This is a genomic window from Pectobacterium betavasculorum, from assembly GCF_000749845.1.
Lineage (GTDB): Bacteria > Pseudomonadota > Gammaproteobacteria > Enterobacterales > Enterobacteriaceae > Pectobacterium > Pectobacterium betavasculorum.
On sequence record NZ_JQHM01000001.1, the window covers coordinates 1,250,123 to 1,275,355 of the forward strand.

20 protein-coding genes are annotated in these 25,233 nt (G+C 53.5%); 8 read left to right on the forward strand and 12 right to left on the reverse strand.

Features of this window, described 5'->3' with window-relative positions:
- Nucleotides 1-5: 5 nt before the first annotated feature.
- Nucleotides 6-1,271: a 4-aminobutyrate--2-oxoglutarate transaminase gene (locus tag KP22_RS05695; RefSeq protein ID WP_039322969.1), complete on the reverse strand. Its 1,266-nt coding sequence runs from the start codon at nucleotides 1,269-1,271 to the stop codon at nucleotides 6-8.
- 144 nt (nucleotides 1,272-1,415) lie between these two features.
- Between KP22_RS05695 and pdxR the strand changes: the two genes are divergently transcribed.
- Nucleotides 1,416-2,909 carry a MocR-like pyridoxine biosynthesis transcription factor PdxR gene (gene pdxR / locus KP22_RS05700; RefSeq protein WP_039322972.1) on the forward strand — a complete coding sequence of 498 codons (1,494 nt, stop codon included), beginning with the start codon at nucleotides 1,416-1,418 and terminating at the stop codon, nucleotides 2,907-2,909.
- Nucleotides 2,910-3,114: 205 nt separating this feature from the next.
- Nucleotides 3,115-4,209 carry an ABC transporter ATP-binding protein gene (locus KP22_RS05705; RefSeq protein ID WP_039322975.1) on the forward strand — a complete coding sequence of 365 codons (1,095 nt, stop codon included), beginning with the start codon at nucleotides 3,115-3,117 and terminating at the stop codon, nucleotides 4,207-4,209.
- A 226-nt stretch (nucleotides 4,210-4,435) separates the two neighbouring features.
- Here the strand turns inward: KP22_RS05705 and KP22_RS05710 are convergent, their stop codons facing one another.
- From KP22_RS05710 to KP22_RS05730, 5 genes are all read right to left on the reverse strand, one after another.
- Nucleotides 4,436-4,684, reverse strand: coding sequence for a GlsB/YeaQ/YmgE family stress response membrane protein (locus tag KP22_RS05710; RefSeq protein ID WP_039299508.1), 249 nt, complete (start codon nucleotides 4,682-4,684; stop codon nucleotides 4,436-4,438).
- A 260-nt stretch (nucleotides 4,685-4,944) separates the two neighbouring features.
- Nucleotides 4,945-5,787, reverse strand: coding sequence for an excinuclease Cho (gene cho, locus KP22_RS05715; protein ID WP_039323491.1), 843 nt, complete (start codon nucleotides 5,785-5,787; stop codon nucleotides 4,945-4,947).
- Nucleotides 5,787-7,052 carry a translesion error-prone DNA polymerase V subunit UmuC gene (gene umuC, locus KP22_RS05720; RefSeq protein WP_039322977.1) on the reverse strand — a complete coding sequence of 422 codons (1,266 nt, stop codon included), beginning with the start codon at nucleotides 7,050-7,052 and terminating at the stop codon, nucleotides 5,787-5,789. The genes cho and umuC overlap by 1 nt, the downstream gene beginning before the upstream one ends.
- A complete protein-coding gene (gene umuD, locus KP22_RS05725; protein ID WP_052012476.1) occupies nucleotides 7,052-7,471 on the reverse strand; it encodes a translesion error-prone DNA polymerase V autoproteolytic subunit in 420 nt (139 codons plus the stop codon). Before umuD ends, umuC begins: the two co-directional genes overlap by 1 nt.
- Nucleotides 7,472-7,648: 177 nt before the next feature.
- Nucleotides 7,649-8,272, reverse strand: a complete 624-nt coding sequence (locus tag KP22_RS05730) for a helix-turn-helix transcriptional regulator (RefSeq protein WP_039322983.1) — start codon at nucleotides 8,270-8,272, stop codon at nucleotides 7,649-7,651.
- Between the two features lie 295 nt (nucleotides 8,273-8,567).
- Here KP22_RS05730 and KP22_RS05735 point away from each other — a divergent pair, with 295 nt between their 5' ends.
- Genes KP22_RS05735 through KP22_RS05745 form a run of 3 tightly spaced genes read left to right on the forward strand, consistent with a single transcriptional unit; the run spans nucleotide 8,568 to nucleotide 11,633 of the window.
- Nucleotides 8,568-9,542: a threo-3-hydroxy-L-aspartate ammonia-lyase gene (locus KP22_RS05735; protein WP_039322986.1), complete on the forward strand. Its 975-nt coding sequence runs from the start codon at nucleotides 8,568-8,570 to the stop codon at nucleotides 9,540-9,542.
- Nucleotides 9,543-9,552: 10 nt separating this feature from the next.
- Entirely contained in the window at nucleotides 9,553-10,494 is a 942-nt protein-coding gene (locus KP22_RS05740) for an ornithine cyclodeaminase family protein (protein ID WP_039299496.1), read from the forward strand.
- Entirely contained in the window at nucleotides 10,491-11,633 is a 1,143-nt protein-coding gene (locus KP22_RS05745; RefSeq protein WP_039299493.1) for a DSD1 family PLP-dependent enzyme, read from the forward strand. Before KP22_RS05740 ends, KP22_RS05745 begins: the two co-directional genes overlap by 4 nt.
- Nucleotides 11,634-11,690: 57 nt before the next feature.
- Here KP22_RS05745 and KP22_RS05750 read toward each other — a convergent pair whose 3' ends face one another.
- Nucleotides 11,691-12,254: a MarR family winged helix-turn-helix transcriptional regulator gene (locus KP22_RS05750; protein WP_039322990.1), complete on the reverse strand. Its 564-nt coding sequence runs from the start codon at nucleotides 12,252-12,254 to the stop codon at nucleotides 11,691-11,693.
- A 62-nt stretch (nucleotides 12,255-12,316) separates the two neighbouring features.
- Here KP22_RS05750 and KP22_RS05755 point away from each other — a divergent pair, with 62 nt between their 5' ends.
- Nucleotides 12,317-13,189: an EamA family transporter gene (locus KP22_RS05755; RefSeq protein WP_039322993.1), complete on the forward strand. Its 873-nt coding sequence runs from the start codon at nucleotides 12,317-12,319 to the stop codon at nucleotides 13,187-13,189.
- Between the two features lie 300 nt (nucleotides 13,190-13,489).
- Here the strand turns inward: KP22_RS05755 and narI are convergent, their stop codons facing one another.
- The 5 genes from narI to KP22_RS05780 all read right to left on the reverse strand — a co-directional run bounded on the left by narI (nucleotide 13,490) and on the right by KP22_RS05780 (nucleotide 22,350).
- The gene (narI, locus tag KP22_RS05760; protein ID WP_039299481.1) at nucleotides 13,490-14,179 is read right to left on the reverse strand and encodes a respiratory nitrate reductase subunit gamma; all 690 of its coding nucleotides are present in this window, start codon (nucleotides 14,177-14,179) and stop codon (nucleotides 13,490-13,492) included.
- On the reverse strand, nucleotides 14,179-14,898 hold the full coding sequence (gene narJ, locus KP22_RS05765; protein WP_039322997.1) for a nitrate reductase molybdenum cofactor assembly chaperone: 720 nt from the start codon (nucleotides 14,896-14,898) through the stop codon (nucleotides 14,179-14,181). The genes narI and narJ overlap by 1 nt, the downstream gene beginning before the upstream one ends.
- Nucleotides 14,891-16,471: a nitrate reductase subunit beta gene (narH, locus tag KP22_RS05770; RefSeq protein WP_039299475.1), complete on the reverse strand. Its 1,581-nt coding sequence runs from the start codon at nucleotides 16,469-16,471 to the stop codon at nucleotides 14,891-14,893. Before narH ends, narJ begins: the two co-directional genes overlap by 8 nt.
- Nucleotides 16,471-20,247, reverse strand: a complete 3,777-nt coding sequence (locus KP22_RS05775; protein WP_039299472.1) for a nitrate reductase subunit alpha — start codon at nucleotides 20,245-20,247, stop codon at nucleotides 16,471-16,473. Before KP22_RS05775 ends, narH begins: the two co-directional genes overlap by 1 nt.
- A gap of 714 nt (nucleotides 20,248-20,961) precedes the next feature.
- Nucleotides 20,962-22,350, reverse strand: a complete 1,389-nt coding sequence (locus tag KP22_RS05780) for a NarK family nitrate/nitrite MFS transporter (RefSeq protein ID WP_039323494.1) — start codon at nucleotides 22,348-22,350, stop codon at nucleotides 20,962-20,964.
- A gap of 333 nt (nucleotides 22,351-22,683) precedes the next feature.
- Between KP22_RS05780 and narX the strand changes: the two genes are divergently transcribed.
- Nucleotides 22,684-24,492, forward strand: a complete 1,809-nt coding sequence (gene narX, locus KP22_RS05785) for a nitrate/nitrite two-component system sensor histidine kinase NarX (protein WP_039323001.1) — start codon at nucleotides 22,684-22,686, stop codon at nucleotides 24,490-24,492.
- Nucleotides 24,485-25,135: a two-component system response regulator NarL gene (narL, locus tag KP22_RS05790; RefSeq protein WP_010276892.1), complete on the forward strand. Its 651-nt coding sequence runs from the start codon at nucleotides 24,485-24,487 to the stop codon at nucleotides 25,133-25,135. The genes narX and narL overlap by 8 nt, the downstream gene beginning before the upstream one ends.
- The last annotated feature ends 98 nt before the right edge of the window (nucleotides 25,136-25,233 follow it).

The window sequence follows — 25,233 nt, forward strand, 5'->3', positions numbered from 1 at the left end:
CTCTTCTATCGTGTTAATACACGCGTCAGGATGTTCATCGCCTTGCTGAACTGCTCATCAGGAACCGTCAGCGGATACAGGAAACGAATCACGTTGCCATGCACACCGCAGGTCAGCAGCAGCAAGCCCGCCTCTAACGCGCTTTTCTGAAATTGGCGGGTAATCTCGGCCGAGGGTTTACCCGTGTTCGGATCGTTAAATTCAGCCGCGACCATCGACCCTTGAGCACGAATCGCCACCAGTGCAGGACACTGCGCTTTCACTTTCTCCAGCGTTTCTACCAGTGCAGCACCCAGACGCTGCGCCCGTTGGCACAATTTTTCTTCTTCAATCACATCCAATACCGCTAACGCCGAGGCGACCGACAGCGGGTTACCCGCATAGGTGCCGCCCAGCCCACCCGGCGATGGCGCATCCATCACCTCAGCACGGCCGACCACGCCAGAGATCGGGAAACCGCCGCCCAGGCTTTTCGCCATGGTGATCAGATCCGCTTTCTCCGCATAATACTCCATCGCAAACAGCTTACCGGTACGCGCAAAGCCCGTCTGCACTTCATCGGCAATCAGCAGGATGCCATGCTCATCGCACAGCTTACGCAGCCCGCTGATAAAGGCGGGTGGCGCGACATGAAAACCGCCTTCCCCTTGTACCGGCTCCAGAATAATCGCGGCAACCTGATCGGCGGCGATGTCGGTATGCATCAGACGTTCGACGCTTTCAAGTGCCTGTTCAACGGTGATGCCACTCTTTTCATTCGGATAAAGCGCATGAAAAATGGAACCGGGGAACGGGCCGAACCCCGTAGAGTACGGCGCCACTTTGCCCGTCAGCGTCATGGTCAGCAGCGTGCGACCATGAAACGCCGCGTTGAAAGCGATCACGCCAGGACGTTTAGTGTAAGCACGGGCGATTTTCACCGCGTTTTCCACCGCTTCTGCTCCGGTGGTAAAGAACGTGGTTTTTGCTGCGCCTTGAATCGGTGCCAGCGCGTTAATACGCTCGGCCAACGTGACATAGCTGCCGTAAGGCACAATCTGATAGGCCGTATGGGTAAAGCGATCCAGTTGTTCGCGCACCGCAGCGACAATTTTCGGATGGCGATGACCAGTATTCAGCACCGCAATCCCAGCGGCGAAATCGATAAACTCTCGTCCTTCAACATCCCACAGGGTGCTGTTTTCGGCACGCTCAGCATAGAAATCACACATGACACCCACGCCACGCGGTGTGGCGGCCAGACGGCGTTGATTCAGTTCGCTATTCTTCATTGTCTGCTCCGGTATCCCAAATACATCTGTTGTTAGTTGAAAATGATGAGTTGAACGATGACAGGTCGTTGCAAGATGATGTCATTTAGACGTGAGATGGTTCTATAATCCAGTGCCAGTTTTGAATATTTGAAGGATCCACTTTTGCGCTCACTCCTCACCGACTTATTGCTACAACGTTTAGCCAACCAGCAGGATGGCGCACTGAACAAGCGTTTATACGACAGTATCCGACTCGCGATCCTTGACGGCGCGATTGCCGCAGGCGTTCGTCTACCGTCGTCACGCGATCTGGCGCAACAACTCGCGCTGTCACGTAATACCGTGTTAACAGCTTACGAACAGCTGCTGGCTGAAGGCTATATCGAGGCGCGTAAAGGAAGTGGTACCTTCGTCACGGAACAGTTGCCCGACGGCAACATGCAGCCAGTGGATAGCGATAATGCGGGGGAAATACGGGAACCTAAGCATAAGCTTTCGCGTCGCGGCATGAACCTGCTGGGGTATGCCGGTGCCTCCGTTCGCCAATGGGGAGCGTTTATGCCCGGCATCCCCGATATCGCCAGCTTCCCGCATGATTTATGGCGGCGTATTCAGACGCGACTGACGCGACGCGTTCGTCCGGAACAACTTTCTTACTCACCGATTGGCGGCTGTCCCGAACTCCAGTTGGCGTTGGTGGACTACCTGCGCGTCGCTCGTTCAGTGGAGTGTACGCCGGAGCAGATTCTGATTACTGAAGGCACCCATCAGGCGATGGATCTGCTCGCCAAAATGCTGTGCAATCCCGGTGATTTGGCGTGGATTGAAGACCCCTGCTATTGGGGGATTCGCAATGTTCTGACGATTAACGGCCTGCGCATTGCGCCTGTCGATGTGGATGAACAAGGGCTGGTGCCGCCGGAGACGCTGTCGTCCGACGCCGCACCGCGCCTGATCTGCGTGACGCCGTCACATCAATATCCTTTGGGAGCCGTGATGAGTCTGGCACGTCGCCAACGACTGCTTGCATTGGCACAGGAGCACGGGTGCTGGGTGGTGGAAGATGATTACGATAGCGAATTTCGCTTTTCTGGTAGCCCAATCCCCGCATTGCAAGGGCTACAGACGCAATCACCGGTGATCTACATCGGCACATTCAGCAAAACGCTCTACCCTGGCCTGCGCGTCAGTTACATGGTGCTGCCTCCGCTGCTCGCGCAATCGTTGAAGACCGCGCATTCCGAACTCTATCGCGGCGGACACTGGCTAACTCAGGCAACGCTCGCGCAGTTTATCCGCGAAGGCCACTACGCCGCGCATATCCGACGCATGCGACTGCTGTATGCCAAACGCCGCGCGTTATTGACGTCACTAATCGAACAGCATCTGGGGGCGGATTACGTCGGCGATAACAGTAATGCCGGTCTGCACATGCTGCTGAGCCTGCCACCTCACGTTGATGATGTCGTGCTGAGCGCCGCGATCCTCCGCCGTGGTGTGATGGTCAAACCGCTTTCCAGCTACTATCTGCAACCCACGCAGCAGCGCGGTTTATTGCTAGGCTACGCCAGCATCGAAGAACCTCAAATGGAGCAGGCTTTTGCTGTAATTGTGGCCTGTATTCGGGCACTGAATACGCATGATTTGAACGCCTGACGGTGTGCATTTTTATAGGGCACAGCGATACCGCCTATTCGCACCGTTAGAGTGCCACACAGCCACATCACGCCCCATTACAGGGCATGCGTCGTGACAAGCGATGGCATTGTTGCCTGTCGCAGTATGACAATCCTCAACTTTCCCGTATCCGGCATGGTTTATGCATTCTAATGAATAACAGTGACTGCCGGAGAGTGAAAAAATGAGAAATTATGTCAGCTTCAGGAACGTTCAGAAGACCTACGACGGCGACCGCCTGATCGTCAAAAACTTGAATCTGGATATCCGTGAAGGTGAATTTCTGACCCTGCTTGGGCCGTCCGGCTCGGGAAAAACCACCAGTTTGATGATGCTCGCCGGGTTTGAGACCCCAACGCAGGGGGAAATCCTGCTGCGCGATGCACCGTTGCATCATCTCCCGCCGCACCAGCGCGACATCGGCATGGTGTTTCAGAACTACGCGCTGTTCCCACACATGACCGTGGCGGAGAATCTGGCATTCCCGCTGTCCATCCGCCGCCTGAACCGTGCCGATGTCAAAGAGAAAGTCGATCGGGTGCTGGATCGCGTGAAGCTCACCAGCCTCGCCGATCGCTACCCAGCACAAATGTCCGGTGGCCAACAGCAGCGTGTAGCGCTGGCTCGTGCGCTGGTCTTCGAACCGAAGCTAGTACTGATGGATGAACCACTGGGCGCGTTGGATAAGCAACTGCGCGAGCATATGCAATTGGAAATCAAAGAGCTGCATCAATCGCTGGAGTTGACCGTGGTGTACGTCACCCATGACCAGAGCGAAGCCATGACGATGTCCAATCGCGTCGCCGTGTTTAACGACGGTGTGATTCAGCAGATGGACAGCCCCAGCGATATCTACGAAAAACCAGAGAATGCATTTGTGGCGCAGTTTATCGGCGAAAACAATACGCTACTCGCCACGCGCGCCGAGGCCGAAGGCGCGTTCTATCGGGCAACGCTCGACGACGGTACATCACTACGCGCGCTGAAAGTTCGCCCCAGCTCGCCGGGCCGTAAAATCACACTCTGCATTCGACCGGAACGTATTCATGTTAATGCGGCTCATACCGACGACACGATGCAGCATGTCAAAGCCCGCATTCAGCAATTCATCTATCTGGGCGATCACGTCAGGATGATGACGGAAGTCGCGGGTCAACCGCAGTTTATGGTGAAACTCCCCGCTAACGAGATTCAGCCACACTGGAAAGCGGGCACCGAGGTCAACCTGTCGTGGCAGCCGGAGCACCTGCGTGCGCTGGATAGCATCATCACACATTAATAGCTACGCACTGACGGCAGCGAGGATATGCAGGAAAGATCATCAGACAGGAAGTAAGAAAAAAGGCACGTTGCCCCTGAACAGGGGCAACAGATGCATACTCTAAATAATTCAAGTTTCAGGAAGGCGGCAAGCGAGGGAGTCCCGATGAGCTTACTCAAGTAAGTGATTCGGGTGACTGAACGCAGCCAACGCACATGCAGCTTGAAGTATGACGAGTATAGAATTAATCTCGAATCTTGCGGTAAATCCACAGTACGACAATCGCGCCAACAACCGCGACGACAAAGCTGCCGAAGTTAAAACCATCGACGCGGCCGAACCCAAAGAAAACGCTAATATAGCCACCCACGACCGCACCGACAATCCCGAGCAGCACCGTCAGGATAAAGCCACCGCCGTCTTTACCGGGCATGATCCATTTAGCCAAAATCCCCGCAATCAAGCCAAAAATAACCCAGGACAGAATACCCATATCTACCTCACTTTTATTTCATCATATACCCCAAATAATTCGCGTTGCATGAAGGCGGCAAGAGAGAAAATCCCGATGAGCTTACTCAGGTAAGTGATTCGGGTTATTGAACGCAGCCAACGCACATGCAGCTTGAAGTATTATGGGTATACCCGTTAAACGCCAATCCTTGACGGACAAGACGCGAATCCAAGTATAGACAAGGATTTTATAAACGCTCGGTCAACGGTAAATAAAAACGCTGACGATCTGTTGCTATCTCATTCATCCAGCAAAATAATATCCACACCTTGACTGACGATCGGTTTACATAAAATCTTGTAGCCATCGCTGTCAAAATTTACCGCGACTCGTTTTAGTGCCGCAACCTCTGATAACTGCGCGACAGTGCCTAAATAGAACCAGTTATGAACAATGTGGTAATCCGTCTTTCCCTGACGGCTTTCTTTGATAGCAATCCGGCCAGGGTATGCCCAACAGTTCAGTTTCATCGCATTAAGTCGGATCGACAGCCTGTTTTGATGTTCCGACATTGGCTCTTTGCCGCAGCAGGCACCGGCGCATTTTTTCAATGCATGGCGAAAACACGCTCTACCTGCGGGCAAGTGCTCAATACCCAGAACACCTAGGCATAGCCTTTCTTCATCAGCAATCGTTTTCAATGCGTTCACCGCCGCGAGACGGTGGCTGAACAATCCATAAAGACCCGATGTCGTGGAGAAATCGACATTTTTGGCGTAAACCACCTCAATCTGCGTTCCATCAAAATGGAACGAACATAGCTGGCGTGAACGCCGCAGACGTTTGTTGAAAAGCGGCACCTGCTGCTTAATCATCTGCGCTTCCAACAACAGCGCACCGATTTCCCCCGCCGTTTCAATAAAGCTGATGCGCCGAGTCTGCCTCAGCAATTTCGCTTCTTTACGCGTCCGCATGTGCGACAACACGCGAGCGCGGATATTGATACTTTTTCCAATATACAGCGGCAATGTTTCGCTATCACCGTAAAAAATATAAACACCGGGAACCGTAGGCAGCCCATCCAATTCAACACGTAGATGCTCCGGGTATTCATAAATATCAGGCATTTTTTCAGGCAACATCATGACTTTACAACCTTCAAATCTTCAGCTCGCGTCGTGTAAGCAGGCGAAAGACGCTCTCGTTTCATTGACCAGCCAGGGTTAATACCTTGACCGGCAAACCAAATTTTCCCTTTACCAGAATGGTTGATACGGTCGATGGCCTTCATCAAACCAGCGCTATTTGCATGCGGCCTACGTGTGTCAAACATATCTAATTGCGCAACGCCTTGCTGGTAGAAATCGGATAACACCACACCCGCTCGGCAATAACGATATCCCTGTTTCCAGATACAGTTCAGAGCCTCAACGGCTAGCGCAATAATGTCTCGCGTATCGTTGGTCGGTACGAGTGTCACGCGGGTCGCTTGATCGCCATAGTACTCTCCCTGTGGGACATGGGGACTGGTACGGATAAATACGGAAACCTGGCAGCAATGCTGTTTCTCATGACGTAATTTCTCGGCCGCACGCTCAGCGTAGCGACAGACTGCCTGACGCAGGTGTTCATATTCGGTGATACGCGAACTGAATGAGCGAGAACACAGTATTTGCTGCTTGGCCGCCGCCAGCTCTTCAACCTCCAGACAGGGCTGTCCGCGCAGTTCTCGCACCGTTCTTTCTACGACAACGCTAAAATTTCGCCGAATATAGGCAAGATCGCAGTGTGCCAGCGCCAAAGCACTCTCTATTCCCATCGATTCCAGCCTACGTGCCAGCCGCCGCCCGATTCCCCACACCTCGCTGACGGGCGTAATTGCCAGCAGTTTTTCCTGACGCGCAGGGCTGGATAAATCCACTACCCCGAAGGTTTTACGCCAGACTTTGGCCGCATGATTAGCTAATTTGGCAAGGGTCTTGGTCGGTGCGATGCCGACACCAACGGCCAAGTGTGCCTCGCGTTTTATTCTGTCCTTGATCTGTTGTCCAAAGCCCGCCAGCGACGTGCAGTAATCCACACCAGACAAATTCAAAAATGCTTCATCAATACTGTAGATTTCCACCGCAGGCGCCATCTCTTCCAAAATACTCATCACACGCGCCGACATATCAGCGTAAAGCGCGTAATTGGAAGAAAAAACGGCAATGTTGTGTTTTTGAATGAGATCGCCGATTTGAAACAACGGCGCGGCCATTTTTACTCCTAGCAACTTTGCTTCATGGGAGCGAGCAATAACACAGCCATCGTTGTTACTAAGAACAATGACCGGTTTGTCTGCCAAATCAGGGCGAAAAATCTTTTCACAGCTGGCATAAAACGTGTTCACATCAACCAATGCGTACATTAGCGTGTCGCATGTATGGCATAGGTCACGACACCAAAAATATCAAGGCTGTCGCACTCGTTAATCGGAATCGGGGCATAGGCAGCATTCATCGGAACCAATGCGCGGGTCGGTGTCAGTTGCAATTGCTTGATAGTGAATTCGCCGTCGAGCGCAGCAATAATGATATCGCCATGACGCGCCTGCAATGCGCTATCGACGACCACCAGATCGCCATCGTAAATTCCTCCCTCCACCATGGACTGACCGGAAACACGAACGAAATAGGTGGCTGAAGGATGGCGGACACACATCGTATTGAGATCGATACGCTGTTCAACATAGTCATTCGCCGGGCTGGGAAACCCCGCTGGCACCGTGTCAGCATAAAGATTTAACGCCTGCTTATCGGGGCAGGACACGGGAAGATATCGTTTCATCGCTCGGCAATATAACTGTATTTTTATACAGTATAAGAAGCGAGTATCGACAATGCAATGCGCAAAGTTCCCCTAAATGGTCAGCTCGTCAGCCTCTCATCTTGCGTAAAAAAGCAGACCACATATCACATCAGTGACTTAACGCATTAAACGATGGCGTGTGAATAGAAAACTTCGTCACTCCTTCGCATACAAATACACCGAAGCTCTCGATACGCCCAGATGCTGTGCGATGGTTTCCATCGATTTTTTGACTTCCAGCAGGCCGCTGTCTTTCAGTTCCTGAAGCAGGATTTTTCTGTCTTGCGCTTTTAGCGCCCGTGGCGTGGTGGCAAGCCGTGCGGCGAAAAGATCGATGTGTTGCCTGATCGCCGCTGCGCCATTTGGTTCTAAATGCTCGGTTACGGAGTCCGAAGCAAGCTGGGTGAACTGCGCCAGCGCATTTTGCATGCCGCGGAATAGCGTCATATCGACATTCAGGCACAGCGCGGCGACGTATTCACCTTCCGCATTTTTGATGCCGACCGAGGTACTTTTTACCGGACGTCCGTCAGTAAACTGGTTAGCGTAGTTCGCCAAAATGTTAGGAAATTCGGGTGAAGCGATTCGTGCAAGGCCCAGCTCCGTCGCAGGTGCGCCCACATCCCTGCCAGAGAGGTTATTATGAATAGAAAGTATCGCGTGTTCCGGGTTCTTCAGATCGTGCACGACCACTTCACAGAATGGCGCAAACGTCTCGCTCAACCCTTTCGCTATAGCATCTAACTGCGTCAGCAGCAGACCTTCTCCAGATGCAGACATATTCCTCTCCAATACCAATACTGGCGCAACCGCGTTTTCTGGCGCTGAGTGTACTGTAAGTACACCGGCTTTAGTATCGCACGCGCTTTCCTCAACGTTCTCGTCTTACCCTGTGAAGCGCATACATTTCGTCCTTTTCCAACAGCACGCGATGCGTCTCACGTAAGCTGAGAATCTAAAAATAAATCAAATTAGACAATTTATCTAATTTTATATATTTTGTTTATCAAGCATTCGACAGCATCGGGGTCAACGGCCTCGGTATTCACAATCGCTACTAGCAGGTGATCCAGACATGAGCGACTTACGCCTCCCAACCTTCGACGATGTGGTAGCCGCAGCGGAACGTATTGCTGGCTATGCTAATAAAACGCCAGTGATGACATCACGCACGGTCAATGATGCCTTCGGCGCAGAGGTTTTCTTCAAGTGTGAAAACTTTCAGCGTATGGGCGCATTCAAGTTCCGCGGTGCCATGAACGCGCTGTTACAGTTCTCAGACGAGCAGAAATCCGCAGGCGTGGTCACCTTTTCTTCCGGTAACCATGCGCAGGCCATCGCTCTTTCTGCCAAGTTACTCGGCATTCCGGCAACAATAGTCATGCCGCACGATGCCCCGGCAGCAAAGGTTGCGGCAACACGCGGTTATGGCGGGAACGTGGTGGAATATAATCGATATACCGAAGATCGTGAGCAGATCGGTAGAGATCTGGCTGAAAAGCAAGGTCTGACGCTCATTCCCCCTTATGATCACCCGCACGTTATTGCTGGGCAAGGCACGGCCGTAAAAGAACTGTTGGAAGAAACCGATGAGCTGGATGCTCTGTTCGTCTGTCTGGGCGGCGGTGGATTGTTGGCAGGTTCCGCACTGTCCGCGCGTCAGCTGTCTCCACGCTGCAAAATTTATGGTGTCGAACCTCTCACCGGCAACGACGGGCAGCAATCTTTCCGCAGCGGCAATATTGTGCATATCGATACGCCCAAAACCATCGCCGATGGCGCACAAACCCAACATCTGGGCAATTATACCTTCCCGCTGATTCACCAGAACGTCGACGATATTCTGACCGTGAAGGACGACGACCTGATTGACGCGATGCGGTTTTACGCCGAGCGAATGAAGATCGTCGTTGAGCCGACGGGGTGCCTCAGTTTCGCGGCGGCGCGTAATCTCAGGGAATCGCTACACGGCAAACGCATCGGTATCATTATTAGCGGCGGGAATGTCGATATCAGCCGCTACGGCGCATTTTTGGCCGGTAGTGCGTGAGGAAAAAACAATGATCTTTATTTCTGAAGCGGAATCGGCGGCGCTCATCAGCCATGAGCTAGCTTATGATGCCGTGCGCGAAGCCCTGCTTGCTGCCAGCGAACCGGAAGCACGCAGTTTTCCGGTGGTACACGGACAAGGCTCCGATCCGGGCAACACATTCAGCATCAAAGCCTCTGCGACCCGTGAGTTTGCGGGGCTAAAAGTCGGTTCATTCTGGCCGGGAAATCCTGCTAATGGCCTGCCTCGGCATAATTCCCTTATTCTGCTGTTCGATCAGCAAATCGGGAAAATGGCTGTCGCGATCGAAGCTGGAAAGGTGAACGCCTTTCGTACCGCCGCCGCCGATGCCGTCGCAGCCGATTTGCTGGCAAGACCCGATGCCTCGGTTTTGGCGGTGTTCGGAACCGGTCATCAGGCTCGTTACGAATGCGCTGCGCTGGCAAGAATACGCCCCATTCGTACTGTACTGATTGTCGGGCGCGATAGCGGCAAATCCGCAGAGATGGCGCAGGAACTCAAGGCTGCTGGACTGGATGCACAAGCCAGCGATGCCGAAAGCGCGTGCCGCGCAGCGGATATCATCGTGACCGCCACACCATCGCGCGCGCCGCTGTTTAACGCCGAATGGGTCAAGGCAGGAACGCACGTCGTCAGCATGGGATCGGACGCCGCTGGCAAGCAGGAGCTGCCGCCAGAACTGTTTACCTCTGGTCGCCTGTTTTGCGATCTGCCTTCTCAGTCCAGAACCCTCGGCGAGTTTCAACACGCTCCCGCTCATGTGACACTGACCGCCATCGGCGATGTAATTAGCGAGAACACAGCAGGACGGCAAACGCCGAATGACATCACCATTTTTGACAGTTCTGGCTTGTCCATTCAGGACTTATATATCGGCCAACGCATTCTTACAGCGTGGCAGGCAGAGAAACCCGATGGAGGCATACAATGAGTAACGCCGAGTGGCTTAACACGCTGGAAACCCCTTTTTTACTGATCGATGAGTTCCGCTTTCAACGCAATATCGACAGACTTTACCAGCGTACGAGAAATCTAGGCAGCCAGGTTCGGCCACACCTTAAAACGCTACGCTCGATTGAGGCTGCCCGCTATTTACTCAAAGACTCCACCTCACCGGCGACGGTTTCGACATTGGCAGAAGCCGAAGCCTTTGCCTCTGCGGGTTATACCAACCTGCTCTACGCCGTGGGGATCGCCCCGCACAAGCTGCCGCGTATCGCTAACCTCATCCGTAAAGGCGTGAATCTTCATATTCTGCTGGATAGCGCGGAACAGGCGCAGGCGGTGACGGATTATGCTCTCGCCAATAACGTGACATTTTCAGTCTTTATCGAGATCGACTGTGATGGACATCGCGGCGGCATTCCGCCGGAAAGTGATGCGCTGCTTGAGCTAGCGAAGCAGCTCGACGGCAACGGTACAACGCTCACCGGCCTGCTGGCTCATGCGGGAGAGTCCTACGCCTGCCGCACGGACGAGGCGATCAGAGTGGCCGCGCGGGCAGAATGTGCAGCCATCAATATCGCCGGACGGCGTGTGCGGGCGCAGGGAATTGCCTGCCCCGTACTCAGCGTCGGTGCCACGCCGACGGCGCACTTTGCCGAAGACTTAACCGGCATTACCGAAGTCAGAGCGGGCGTGTTCACCACGTTCGATCTGGTGATGAAAAATGTCGGGGTCTGTTCGCTGGATGATATCGCCCTGTCAGTCGTCAGCACGGTGATTGGGCATAACCGCGAAAAAGGCTGGGTGTTTATTGATGCGGGCTGGATGGCGCTCTCGCGCGATCGCGGTACGGCTTCTCAGGCAAAAGATTACGGTTACGGGCTGGTTTGCGACCTGCATGGCAGTCCTTACCACGACCTCTGCGTGACCGTCACCAATCAGGAACACGGCATCATCGCGCTACCCGCCGACAGTGGATTTTCGGTCGATAATTTCCCCGTCGGCACGCGGTTGCGGATATTGCCTAACCACGCCTGTGCGGCGGCAGCGATGCATCAACACTATCAGGTGTTGAAATCGCACCGACATGAACAGGAAACCTGGCAGCGCATTACCGGATGGTGATGACCTGCTGAACGTAATCGATCATCCCGCCCGGTCTAAACGCGTCGGGCGGTGATTTCAGGTTTCATCTGACACTGAATTTGTCTCTTTCGGCGCAGCGCGCCCAGCGTGGTTTTCCAGCCCTCGCAGTAGCGCAGTGAGGTTGGCATCAAGTGCCGCCAGAACCTCGGCAGGCAGCACCGAGAGCACCTGACGCTCATTCTCAATATGCGCCTCAACGGCACGATTAATTAGTGCAAGCCCCGTGCTGGTGAGTTGCACCAGCGTACTGCGTGCATCCAGTTCATTCTGCACGCGTTCGATAAACCCTCGGGTTTCAAGGCGCTTGAGTCGGTGAGTCATGGTTCCTGACGTCACCATCAACGTGGAGAAGAGTTCGGTCGGACTAAGGCAATGCGGTGCGCCCGCACGTCGCAGCGTAGCCAACATATCAAACTCCCAACTGCTCAGGTCGAATCTGGAAAAACAGGACTCCAGACGCTGATCCATGAGCACTGCACACCGTCTAAGGCGCCCAATCGGTCCCATGGGGCTGGCATCCAGATCGGGACGTTCGCGCCGCCACTGCTCAAGGATGGCATCTACCGCATCGTATTCGCGCTCACTGGTTTGATTTTTCATTTATCTTGACTTCAAGGTAATTGATCAACACTATCATAGTATCTTGAATTGAAGGTAAAGTCATGAATACTCCATCCTCACCACATTATTGGCGTGACGTTATACTCACTGCGCTGGCTCCCGCGATTTGGGGATCGACCTACATCGTGACATCAGAACTCCTGCCACCGGATCGCCCCTTTACTGCGGCGCTTATACGCGTGCTACCCGCGGGTCTGCTGCTACTTTTATTCACCCGCGTCTTTCCCGCCCGGCGAGACTGGTGGCGTGTGGTCGTGCTCAGCGCTCTGAATATCGGTGTTTTTCAGGCACTGCTGTTCGTCGCGGCTTATCGTTTACCCGGCGGGTTGGCTGCGGTACTTGGCGCCATCCAGCCGCTGCTAGTCATGGTATTAGTTTGGGTGGTAGATCATCGCGCCCCCAGACTGGCTACGCTGTGGTCGGCGGTGATAGGAGTGGTTGGCATGGCCGTTTTACTGCTGTCGCCGCAGACAATATTCGAACCTGTGGGAATCGCCGCTGCGCTGCTAGGTGCGGTGTGTATGGCGGCGGGAGTCTGGTTGACGCGTCGCTGGCAGCTTGATTTACCCGTACTGCCACTTACCGGCTGGCAACTCTTTATTGGCGGATTGATGCTGGCACCCGTTGCGTGGCTAGCCGATGCGCCGCTACCTGCGTTGATTCTGTCGCAGTGGGTCGCTTACGCCTATCTCTGTCTGGCGGGTGCCGTGCTCGCTTATGCGCTCTGGTTTCGCGGCGTATCCCGTCTTCCGACAGTTGCCGTTGCATCATTGGGATTGTTGAGTCCGCTGACTGCCGTGCTGCTGGGTTGGGCTTTGCTTTCACAGTCGATGACCGGTACGGCATTTCTGGGCTTGGCGATCGTGTTAGCGAGCGTCTTCGCCGTGCAATGGACGACGTCACGAAGCAAGTAATCAACTGAACTGCTGATGGTGAATGCTGTTGGCAACGATAAAAAGTCGAGCGGGGATAGTGGGTAGATCGTAAAGACGCTGCGAGTACATCCATGTAAGCTCGAGCCGCGCAGATATGAATCTCATCCTTGAGATTCACCCTTTCAGGGCCGTCGCAAGCGACGTTCAAAAACGTTCCTGACGTTTTTGTCCCTGGCGCGGACGCTTTACTCTTCTATCCCATTATTCCCGTTCTTGTTCTGTAGATAGAGTTTTTAACGATCTTCGGTGTTATAGCAACACTGCCGTTTTCTATCATACTTAGCGACGGTTACGCACTAATTGGTAGCGGCGGGTCAGGTACTCAACAGGCGCGCTCCAGATGTGAACCAGCCGGCAGAATGGGAACAGAACGAATAGCGTCAGCCCCAGTACGATGTGCAGCTTGAAGATCAATGCAACACCCACCAGATGGGCAGACGCACCGCCCTGGAAGTACGCCACGCTCTGTGCCCAACCGACCAGTTTCAGCATTTCACTGCCGTCCATATGCTGTGCAGAGAACGGGATGGTCAGCACACCTAAACCAGCCTGAATCACCAGCAGAGACAGAATGAGAATGTCGCCAACGCTGGAAGTCGCACGAATACGCGGGTTAGTCAGACGGCGCTTTAACAGCAACACACCACCGACAAACGTCAGTAGACCTGCCGCACCACCGCCGAACATCGCCATTTTCTGTTTTACATCCATTGGCAGAAAGGCTTCGTACATCCAGTGCGGCGTCAACATACCAAGGAAATGCCCGGCAAATACGCCCAGAATTCCCAGATGAAAAAGGTTAGACGCCAGACGCATCCCTTTCTTATCCAGCATTTGGCTCGAACCGGCACGCCAACTGTACTGGCCGTAGTCATAGCGCAGCCAACTGCCAATCAGGAAAATAGCCATCGCCAGATAAGGATAGATGTCAAAAAAGAACACGTTAAAATAGTTCGTGAAAGCACTCATTAGCGTTGCCCCCCCGCCGATGTAGCGTCAAGATTCAGATATTGCGGCACCACCGCGCCAGCAAAACGGCGTTGGTGTTGCGTTTGTTGGGCCGATGAGCAGCCTTCTTCGCCGAGGAACTTAATCTGTTCCTCTTCCCACACGGCATCCAACGCCTGCGGCGTGTCGTCGCGGGCTTCGGCAGCAACCTGGTGTGTGACATCGTCACTTTTCAGGTCACTACCAGACAGCGCCAACAACAGGTCGAACAACACGGCATAGCTGCTGTCACGCTGTTGCAAACGCGCACCAATCAACGCCAGAATCGGCGCGATGTCGAGTAAACCCGCACGACTCTGCGCGGGTTCCAGACGAGAAAGGTACTCAAGATACAGCGGCAGGTAGTCCGGCAGCTCACGGCAATCCAGCGCCAGCCCGGCATCTTGATATTGCTGCATGAGATCGACCATCGCCTGACCACGGTCACGAGACTCACCGTGAACGTGTTCGAACAGCAGCAACGAGGTCGCCCGACCGCGGTCAAACAGGCCGCTATATTCTGCCTGTTTGTCCAACAAGTCCTGCGCACACAAGGTATTGATGAACTGCATCAGTTGGTGGCTTTCGCGTAGTGGTAAGGCATCGGCCTCCTCTACCGCTTCGAGCAATTCAGCCCTGTTTTCCCATAGCTCACTATCGGGATAGTCCAACAGGCGGGCAATAATCCTCAGGCTAATCATGGTTCGTCTCCCGCATGATTTTGCTGTTCATGTCGCGCGTTTTGTTGCTGACATCAATCGCATCAATACGCTTGCTGTTGAACAGGTTGAATTTGGTATCGCTGCCGTGGCAACCATCGCCAAAACTGAAGCCGCAGCCTTTGCTTTCAGGGAAGGCTTCACGCGCCAGCTCACGATGGCTTGACGGGATAACGAAACGGTCTTCGTAGTTAGCAATCGCCAGATAGCGGTACATTTCCTGCGCCTGTGCTTCGGTCAGCCCAACCTGCTCCAGCGCGCTGGTATCGATCTTGCCTTCTACGGTTTCTGCACGTTTGTAGTGACGCATCGCCAACATACGTTTCAGCGCCAGCAATACCGGCTCGGTATCCCCTGCGGTCAGCAGGTTCGCCAGATACTGCACCGGAATACGCAGGCTTTCTACGTCCGGCAATACACCGCTATGCGCCAATTGACCCGCATCCGCGGCAGACTGAATCGGTGACAACGGCGGCACGTACCAAACCATCGGCAGAGTGCGGTATTCTGGGTGCAGCGGCAGCGCCAGCTTCCAGTCCATCGCCATTTTGTATACCGGCGACTGCTGTGCCGCTTCAATGACGCTGTTTGGAATGCCATCTTTCAGCGCTTGCTCGATGACTTTAGGGTCATGCGGGTCAAGGAACACATCCAGTTGGCTCTGGTACAGATCTTTCTCGTTTTCCACAGAGGCCGCTTGCTCGATGCGATCGGCATCATAGAGCAGCACGCCCAGATAGCGGATACGTCCAACGCAGGTTTCCGAACAGATCGTCGGTTGGCCGCTTTCGATACGCGGGTAACAGAAGATACATTTTTCTGATTTGCCGCTCTTCCAGTTGAAGTAGATTTTCTTGTACGGGCAACCGGTCAGGCACATACGCCAGCCGCGGCATTTGTCCTGATCGATCAGGACGATACCGTCTTCGCCACGTTTGTAGATCGCGCCGCTCGGACAGGTCGCCACACACGCCGGGTTCAGGCAGTGCTCGCACAGGCGTGGCAGATACATCATGAACGTATTTTCAAACTGGCCGTACATCTCTTTCTGCATGTCATTGAAATGGACGGGATCGAAGTTTTTGTCCTTCGACCGTTTGCTAAATTCACCGCCCAGATCGTCTTCCCAGTTCGGACCCATCTCGATTTTCTTCATCCGCTGACCGGTAATCAGCGAGCGCGGACGAGCGACGGGCTGATGTTTACCTTCCGGTGCTTTACGCAGATTCTGATAGTCGTAGTCGAACGGCTCATAGTAGTCGTCGATTTCCGGCATATCCGGGTTAGCAAAGATTTTGGACAACACGCTGATACGGTTACCCATACGCGGTTCGAGCTTACCGCTGATCTTACGGATCCAGCCGCCCTTCCACTTTTCCTGATCTTCCCAGGCATGGGGATAGCCCACGCCCGGTTTGGTTTCGACATTGTTGAACCAGGCGTATTCCATCCCTTCGCGGCTGGTCCAGACGTTTTTACAGGTAACGGAGCAGGTGTGACAGCCGATGCATTTGTCCAGATTCAGCACCATGCCCACTTGTGAACGAATTTTCATCAGGCTTTCTCCCGCTGTACCGCTTTCTGAACTGTTTGTTGCTGAACATAGTCCTGGCCTTCATCATCCAGCCAGTCGATGCGTTTCATTTTACGAACCACGACGAATTCATCACGGTTTGACCCGACGGTGCCATAGTAGTTAAAGCCATAAGCCAGTTGGGCATAGCCGCCGATCATATGCGTCGGTTTCGGGGTGATACGGGTTACCGAGTTGTGGATACCGCCGCGCTGCTGGGTAATTTCCGATCCCGGCAGGTTAATAATGCGTTCTTGCGCGTGGTACATCATGGTCATTCCCGCAGGCACACGTTGGCTCACCACCGCACGCGCCGTCAGCGCACCGTTGGCGTTGAACGCTTCTATCCAGTCGTTATCCTCGATACCCAAATCGCTGGCATCTTCTTCGCTCAGCCAGATAATCGGACCACCGCGACCCAGCGTCAGCATCAACAGGTTGTCGCTGTATGTGGAGTGAATGCCCCATTTCTGGTGCGGCGTCAGGAAGTTCAACGCTTTTTCCGGGTTACCGTTGGGTTTCTGGTTCATTACCGGTGCCGCAGCACGGGTATCGACTGGCGGACGGTATACCAGCAGGCTTTCACCGAAGGCACGCATCCACTCATGATCTTGATACAGCTGTTGGCGACCGGACAGCGTACGCCACGGTATCAGCTCGTGAACGTTGGTATAACAGGCGTTATAGGAAACGTGTTCGTCTTCCAGACCAGACCAGGTCGGGCTGGAGATAATCTTGCGCGGCTGTGCCTGAATATCGCGGAAGCGAATTTTCTCATCTTCTTTATTCAGTGCCAGATGTGAGTGATCGCGACCGGTGAATTTGCTCAGCGCTTCCCACGCTTTCACGGCTACCTGACCATTGGTTTCCGGAGCCAGAGACAGAATGACTTCTGCCGCATCGATCGCCGTTTCAATCTTCGGACGACCCGCCGCCGCACCGTCAGCCTTGGTGTAGTTCAGTTTTTTCAGGAAATCGACTTCGGTCTGTGTGTTCCAACCGATGCCTTTACCGCCGTTGCCCAGCTTGTCCATCAACGGCCCAAGCGAGGTGAAACGTTCGTATAGGTTCGGATAATCGCGTTCTACCATCATCAGGTGCGGTGCAGTTTTGCCCGGAATCAGATCGCATTCGCCTTTTTTCCAGTCATCCACGCCGAACGGCTGCGCCATTTCTGCCGGGGAGTCGTGTTGAATAGGCAAGGTGACCAGATCGGTTTCCTGACCAAGGTGTCCCTGACAGACGCGGGAGAAGGCTTTCGCGATGCCTTTGTAGATTTCCCAGTCGCTTTTGGAATCCCACGCCGGATCGACAGCCGCAGACAGCGGGTGAATAAACGGATGCATATCCGAGGTATTCATGTCGTCTTTTTCATACCAGGTTGCCGTTGGCAGGACGATGTCAGAGTACAGGCAGGTGCTGGACATACGGAAATCGAGCGTCACCACCAGATCCAACTTGCCTTCAACGCCTTGATCGCGCCATTCCACTTCCTCCGGCTTCACGCTGCCCGCCGTGCCGAGATCTTGCCCCTGAATGCCGTGCTCCGTACCCAGCAGGTACTTCAGCATATATTCGTGGCCTTTACCGGAGGAGCCCAGCAGGTTAGAACGCCAGATAAACAGGTTGCGCGGGTAGTTTTGCGGGCTATCCGGCTGTTCAGCGGCAAATCTGATCTCGCCTGACTTCAGCGCGGCAACCGTATAATCCTGCGGCGTCATCCCTGCGGCACGCGCTTTTTCTGCGATATCCAGCGGGTTAACATTCAACTGCGGTGCAGACGGCAGCCAGCCCATACGCTCGGCGCGCACGTTGAAGTCAATCATGCTGCCGGTAAAGCGGGATTTATCCGCCAGCGGTGACAGCAGTTCCTGCGGCGCGACGGTTTCATAACGCCACTGGCTGGAATGGTTATAGAAGAACGACGTACTGTTCATGTGACGAGGCGGACGCTGCCAGTCCAGACCAAACGCCAGCGGCGTCCAACCGGTTTGCGGACGCAGTTTTTCTTGTCCGACGTAGTGCGCCCAACCGCCACCGCTCTGACCAACACAGCCGCAGAAAATCAGCATGTTGATGATGCCGCGGTAGTTCATGTCCATGTGGTACCAGTGGTTGATACCCGCACCGACGATGACCATCGAACGACCGTGCGTTTTATCGGCGTTATCCGCGAATTCACGCGCAATACGGATGATGTTCTGACGAGAAACGCCCGTAATCTTCTCGGCCCAGGCTGGGCTGTACGCTTTCACATCGTCATAATCACGCGCGCAGTTTTCGTCGCCCAGACCGCGATCCAGGCCGTAGTTCGCCATCGTCAGGTCATACACGCAGGCAACCAGTGCTTCGCTACCGTCAGCCAGCGTCAGGCGCTTAACCGGCAGTTTGTGCAGCAGGATTTCTTCTAGCGCAACGTTGTTGAAATGTTCGCTGACCGCACCGCCAAAATACGGGAAGCCCACATCAACGACATCGTCGTGCGACCCCAGCAGGCTCAAGCGCAGCTTCACTTCTTCGCCGCTCACGCCGTCACGCTGTTCCAGATTCCATTTGCCCTGATCGCCCCAACGGTAGCCGATCGACCCTTGCGGAGCCGTCAGATTGCCGCTTTCATCGTCAATCGCGATGGTTTTCCACTGCGGGTTGTTGTCCTGGCCGAGGTTGTCCACCAGATCGGAAGCACGCAGCATACGACCCGCCGCATAGTAACCGTCTTCACGTGGCTCCAGCAGCACTAGCATCGGTAAGTCCGTGTATTGACGAACGTACTCGCTGAAATACTGGCTCGGTTTGTCGAGATGGAACTCTTTCAGAATCACGTGGCCCATTGCCAGTGCCATCGCGCTGTCGGTACCTTGTTTCGGGTTCAGCCAGTGGTCGCACAGCTTGGCGATTTCAGCGTAATCCGGCGTGACCGCAACGGTTTTGGTGCCTTTGTAGCGAACTTCCGTAAAGAAGTGGGCATCCGGCGTACGGGTTTGCGGTACGTTAGAGCCCCAGGCAATGATGTAAGAGGAGTTATACCAGTCGGCAGACTCCGGTACGTCAGTCTGCTCACCCCAGGTCATGGGTGATGCCGGTGGCAAGTCACAGTACCAATCGTAGAAGCTCAGGCACACGCCGCCGAGCAGAGAAAGGTAACGCGCACCCGCCGCGTAGGACACCATCGACATCGCAGGAATCGGCGAGAAACCGATAACGCGGTCTGGGCCATAGGTTTTGGCGGTGTAAACGTTAGAGGCCGCAATCAGTTCGTTAACTTCGTTCCAGTCAGAACGCACGAAACCACCACGGCCACGAATTTGTTTGTAGTATTTGGTCTTCTCGGGGTCGTTGACGATGGATGCCCAGGCATCAACCGGATCGCTGTGCGCCAGCTTCGCTTCACGCCACAGTTTCATCAGGCGCTTACGCATCATCGGGTATTTCAGGCGATTGGCGCTGTACAGATACCAAGAGTAGCTGGCACCGCGCGGGCAGCCACGAGGCTCATGGTTAGGCAGGTCCGGGCGGGTACGCGGATAGTCAGTCTGCTGCGTTTCCCACGTCACCAGACCGTTTTTCACATAAATCTTCCAGCTACATGAACCGGTGCAGTTTACCCCGTGGGTAGAACGCACGATTTTGTCATGCTGCCAGCGACTGCGATAGCCGTCTTCCCAGTCACGATTGCTATTGAGGGTCTGGCCATGCCCATCGGAAAACGGTTCGGCCAGTTGTTTGAAGTAACGTAACCGGTCAAGGAATTTGCTCATCCGGACTCTCCTGCTGCGAAGCCTGTTGGCTCCTGTCGTTATGAAGTGTTCGTAGCAGACATCTGTTTTTGCTGACGACACATCGCTCAAATTGGCGCTAGGTTATCCAGCAACCGCGCCGCCAAACTTGATAACGATCAAGAGTGTCCCCCGGTGAAAAACGGAGTACACCGCCAACTACCACTAAAGAATTATTACAAAAAAACCAATCAACCAATTGATTTTAAATGATAAAAATAAAACCACTAACTTTGTGTTTATACTAAATCCATACACACGACTATTTAGAGGTAGTAGTCGGGAAGTGACGAAGAATCGTGCACACAAGAGAGATTACATACAGGTGTTTTAGTGTGAGCATGAGACCTGAGATAACAGGATGTTCTCTGTTCTTATTTTTTCCGGCGTAAGAAATTGTGCTGAGGTGGGCGTGACTGCCGGGTGAGCCGCATGGAAGCGGCGAAAGCCAGTGCCGCGTCGGGAACGCGTCACTGGTGGCCCGAGTGGCAGTCACGAACGCCGAAGGTATCGCGTAGCGACACAGTTAGCGCCAAACAGCCACAGGTCAAGGAGCGGCGGCAACTGAGCGCTCCTTGTCGGGCGTGTAATAAAGTTACATAGGAGTGTCGAAATTAATACGCACGAAACTTCGCACTACTGCACATAGACATGTGCAGTTCGCATTGTTCGGCACTTGTTAATAAATTAAAAATCCTAATTTTTCTTTCTGGCATAAAACAGCCACGTCACCAGTACACACACGACGTAGCACACCACAAACACCTTCATCGCCCCAGTGGGTGAACCCGTTAATTCAAGCGACATGCCAAAGGCTTGGGGAATGAAGAAGCCGCCGATCGCGCCAATGGCCGAAATAAAGCCCAGTGCCGCGGCAGTATCCGTGGCTGCCGCACGCTGCGCATCCGCATCACTCCCACCTTGTGTTTTCACGCGATCTGCCGTTAATTTACGGAAAATCACGGCGATCATCTGGAAGGTTGAGCCACTCCCCAGACCAGCCGTCAGGAACAGCATCATGAAGATGCCAAAGAACATCCCGAATGAACCCGCAGAGTTCGCACTTGGCAGAGAGAGAAATAACAACACGGAGAAAATCGCCATCAGGATGAAGTTAATCAACGTGACTTTCACCCCCCCAAAGCGGTCGGACAGCATGCCGCCAACCGGACGCGCCAACGCTCCCAACAGCGGCCCGAAAAATGCGTAGTACAGAATCACGATGTCTGGAAATTGCGTTCTGGACAGCATACCGAAGCCTGCTGAAAAACCGATAAATGAGCCAAAGGTGGACAAATACAAGAAGCTAAGTACCCACAGGTGCATTTGCTTCAAAACTGGCAACTGCTTGCGTATCGACGCATTGGCCGTCGAAAGATCGTTCATGCCAAACCAGGCGGCGGTTGCGGCAATCACCAAAAACGGTACCCACATCCACGCAGCATGATGTAACCAAATCTGGTGGCCGTCAGGTTGCACAACGCCATTACCGGAAAATCCCAGAATCGGCAGGAAAATCACCACCGGTACTAGCAACTGCATCACGCTCACGCCGAGGTTACCCAATCCGCCGTTAATACCTAGCGCACTGCCCTGACGTGATTTGGGGAAGAAGAAACTGATGTTAGCCATGCTGGATGCAAAGTTGGCACCAGCAAAACCACACAGCAGAGAAATCGTGACGAAAACGCTGTACGGCGTTTGCGGATTCTGTACGACAAACCCGAGCCAAATACATGGAATAACCAGAATAATGGTGCTTAATGTCGTCCAACGGCGACCGCCAACCATTGGGATAACAAAGGAGTATGGCACGCGTAACAGTGCGCCGGAAACGGAAGGCAGCGCGGTAAGCAAAAAAAGCTGGTCTGTGGTAAAACTAAATCCAACCTTGTTTAGGTTAACGGCCACGGTGCTGAAAATCATCCAGACACAAAACGACAGCAGCAGGCACGGAACAGAAATCCAAAGATTACGCTGTGCTATCCGTTGTCCGCCAGATTGCCAGAATTTTGTATCTTCAGGATTCCATTCCCTTAGGAGCGTGCTCTGCGATACTTTTTCGGGTGATGAAGGCTGCGTCATAAAAACCTCGATAAATAAAAACGCGGTAGAATTAAGGCGCAACATTAGGGATTACACCGCAGGTAAAGTTGATGCAAATCAACGCGCTGTCAGGTAAAAAAACTGGGTAAAAATAACCACACTCCTTAATGAGTAATAAAAATAGAAAAATAAGCAACGATAATTCAAGCTGTTATATCTCTATTTTTTCTTACTGTCATATCCCCTTTCAAGACATGGATATTCAGTGGTACTCACTAGTGGGTATGGGGTTATCTCGTAGGATCGGGAAAAATGCCAAAAGGGTTATCCTTCTCGATACGGCTTTTCTACTCCTCCAGCAGAGGTTGCTTTATGTTGAAACGTTTCCTGCTGCCGCTGTCGCTCGTCAATCAGGTTGCGCTATTGATGCTGCTACTCGGTTCGCTGGGTATTGCAGGCATGTCGGTTTCCAGTTGGATGTCTCAAAGCATTCAAGGGAACGCGCACGCCATTAATAAAGCGGGCTCACTGCGTATGCAAAGCTACCGTCTGCTCTCAATGGTGCCGCTCTCTGCTGAGAATGAAATCTACCTGCAAGAACTGGAAGAAGACGAAATTAGCAGTGACTTGCAACAGGCCGTTCGTCGGGAAGGACTCAGCGATCAATTCACTGCACTGCGCGTTTTCTGGCTGGAGAATCTGCAACCGCATCTGCGACAGGCAACGCATTCTGCCGATGCCTCGGCAGATGTCGCTCGCTTCGTGAAACAACTGGACGATCTGGTTTCCGCCATCGATCATAAAACCGAGCAGCGGCTGATGATGGTCACGCTGGTGCAGCGTATTTTTATCGGCATCATGTTCATCCTGCTGATCACGACCTTTTTTTATCTGCGTCGCCGCCTGTTGACACCGTGGCGACGTTTGGTTTCGATGGCGCAGGCTATCGGGCAAGGTGATTTCACCCAGCGTGTCGCCATCAACGGCCACGATGAAATGAGCAAGCTGGGACAGGTGCTGAACAGCATGTCGGACGAACTTTCCGCCATGTACCACAGTCTGGAACAGCGTGTCGCCGAGAAAACGGCCGATCTGCAACAGAAAAACGATTTGCTCTCTTTCCTTTATCGCGCCAGTCGACGTCTGCATACTGGCGCGCCGCTGTGCAGCCGACTGATGCCGATCCTGAACGAACTGCCGTCGTTGACGCCACTCTGCAATATCCAACTGCGCCTGTATGAAGATAATAATCAGGAACAGTTTCACCAGTTTAGCGATTGCAGTCAGTTGCAGCCCGATCATTGCCCTGACAACAGCTGTCAGAGTTGCGGTATGCAGGTAAAACGAGAAGAACTGCCGGGTGAGCCTCACTGCTGGGATCTACATGACAAACATGGGCAATATGGCGTTGTGTTGGCCACGCTACCGGGCAATACCGAGCTGAGCCGCGATCAGAATCAACTGCTGAATACGTTATTGGAACAGTTGACCAGCACGCTAGCGCTGGAACGTCAATCCAACCATCAACAGCAATTGATGCTGATGGAAGAACGCTCAACGATTGCCCGTGAATTGCACGACTCCATCGCACAGTCCCTCTCCTGCCTGAAAATTCAGGTGAGCTGTCTACAAATGCAGGGCGGCGGTTTACCTCCTGCGTCGCAGAAGTTGCTGACGGAAATGCGGGAAGAGTTGAACACCGCGTATCGCCAACTGCGCGAACTGCTGACAACCTTCCGGCTGAAGCTTTCTGAATCTGGCTTACTTGCCGCGCTGCGAGCATCGGTCGATGAATTCGGCAAGCGGCTGGGATACCCTATCGAACTCCATTACCGTCTGCCACCGCAGTCGGTATCCGCTCATCAAGGTATTCACGTTCTGCAAATTGTTCGTGAGGCGCTGAGCAACATTTATAAACACGCGCAGGCTACGCAGGTCGATATCACGCTGCAACTACGTCAGGGTTACATCGAACTCAGCGTAGTCGATAACGGCATCGGTATTCCTGATGATGCCAGCCGCGCCAACCACTATGGACTGATTATCATGCGCGACCGTGCACGGGGTTTGCACGGCGAATGCATTGTTCGACGCCGGCCGTCGGGAGGCACTGAGGTGAATGTCAGTTTCCTCTCCGAATACCGTCACCGGCTGCCATTAACAGGAGAAACTCATGATTAACGAAGATGCCGCCACCCTACTGCTGATTGACGACCATCCCATGCTGCGCAATGGCGTTAAGCAACTCATCAGTATGGACCCAGAATTACAGGTGGCAGGTGAAGCCAGCCACGGCGAACAGGGTGTTGAGCTAGCGGAACAGTTGGATCCGGATTTGATTCTGCTCGATTTAAACATGCCCGGAATGAATGGTCTGGAAACATTGAACCGTCTGCGAGAAAAATCGCTGTCTGGCCGCATTGTCGTCTTTAGCGTATCCAACCATGAAGATGATGTAGTCAATGCCTTAAAAAATGGTGCCGATGGTTATCTGTTGAAAGATATGGAGCCGGAAGATTTACTGGCTGCGCTGCATCAGGCGGCGTCAGGGAAAATGGTGCTGAGTGAAACGCTGACGCCGATTCTGGCCGCCAGCCTGCGCGAAAGCCGTCACAGCAGCGATCGGGATATCCAGCAGCTCACGCCACGCGAACGCGATATCCTGAAATTGCTGGCTCAGGGACTCTCCAATAAAGTGATTGCCCGTAAGCTCACGATTACGGAAAGTACCGTCAAGGTGCACGTCAAACATCTGTTGAAAAAAATGAAGCTAAAATCGCGGGTTGAAGCGGCCGTCTGGGTATTGCAAGAAAAAGTCATTTAATTAAACGGTAATAACAAGCCGCTATGCTCGGCGGTACGGATAAGGCGCTCAGGCGCCCTTCCCACCGAGATTGTCCTCGCGCGAGCGAAGATGCCAAC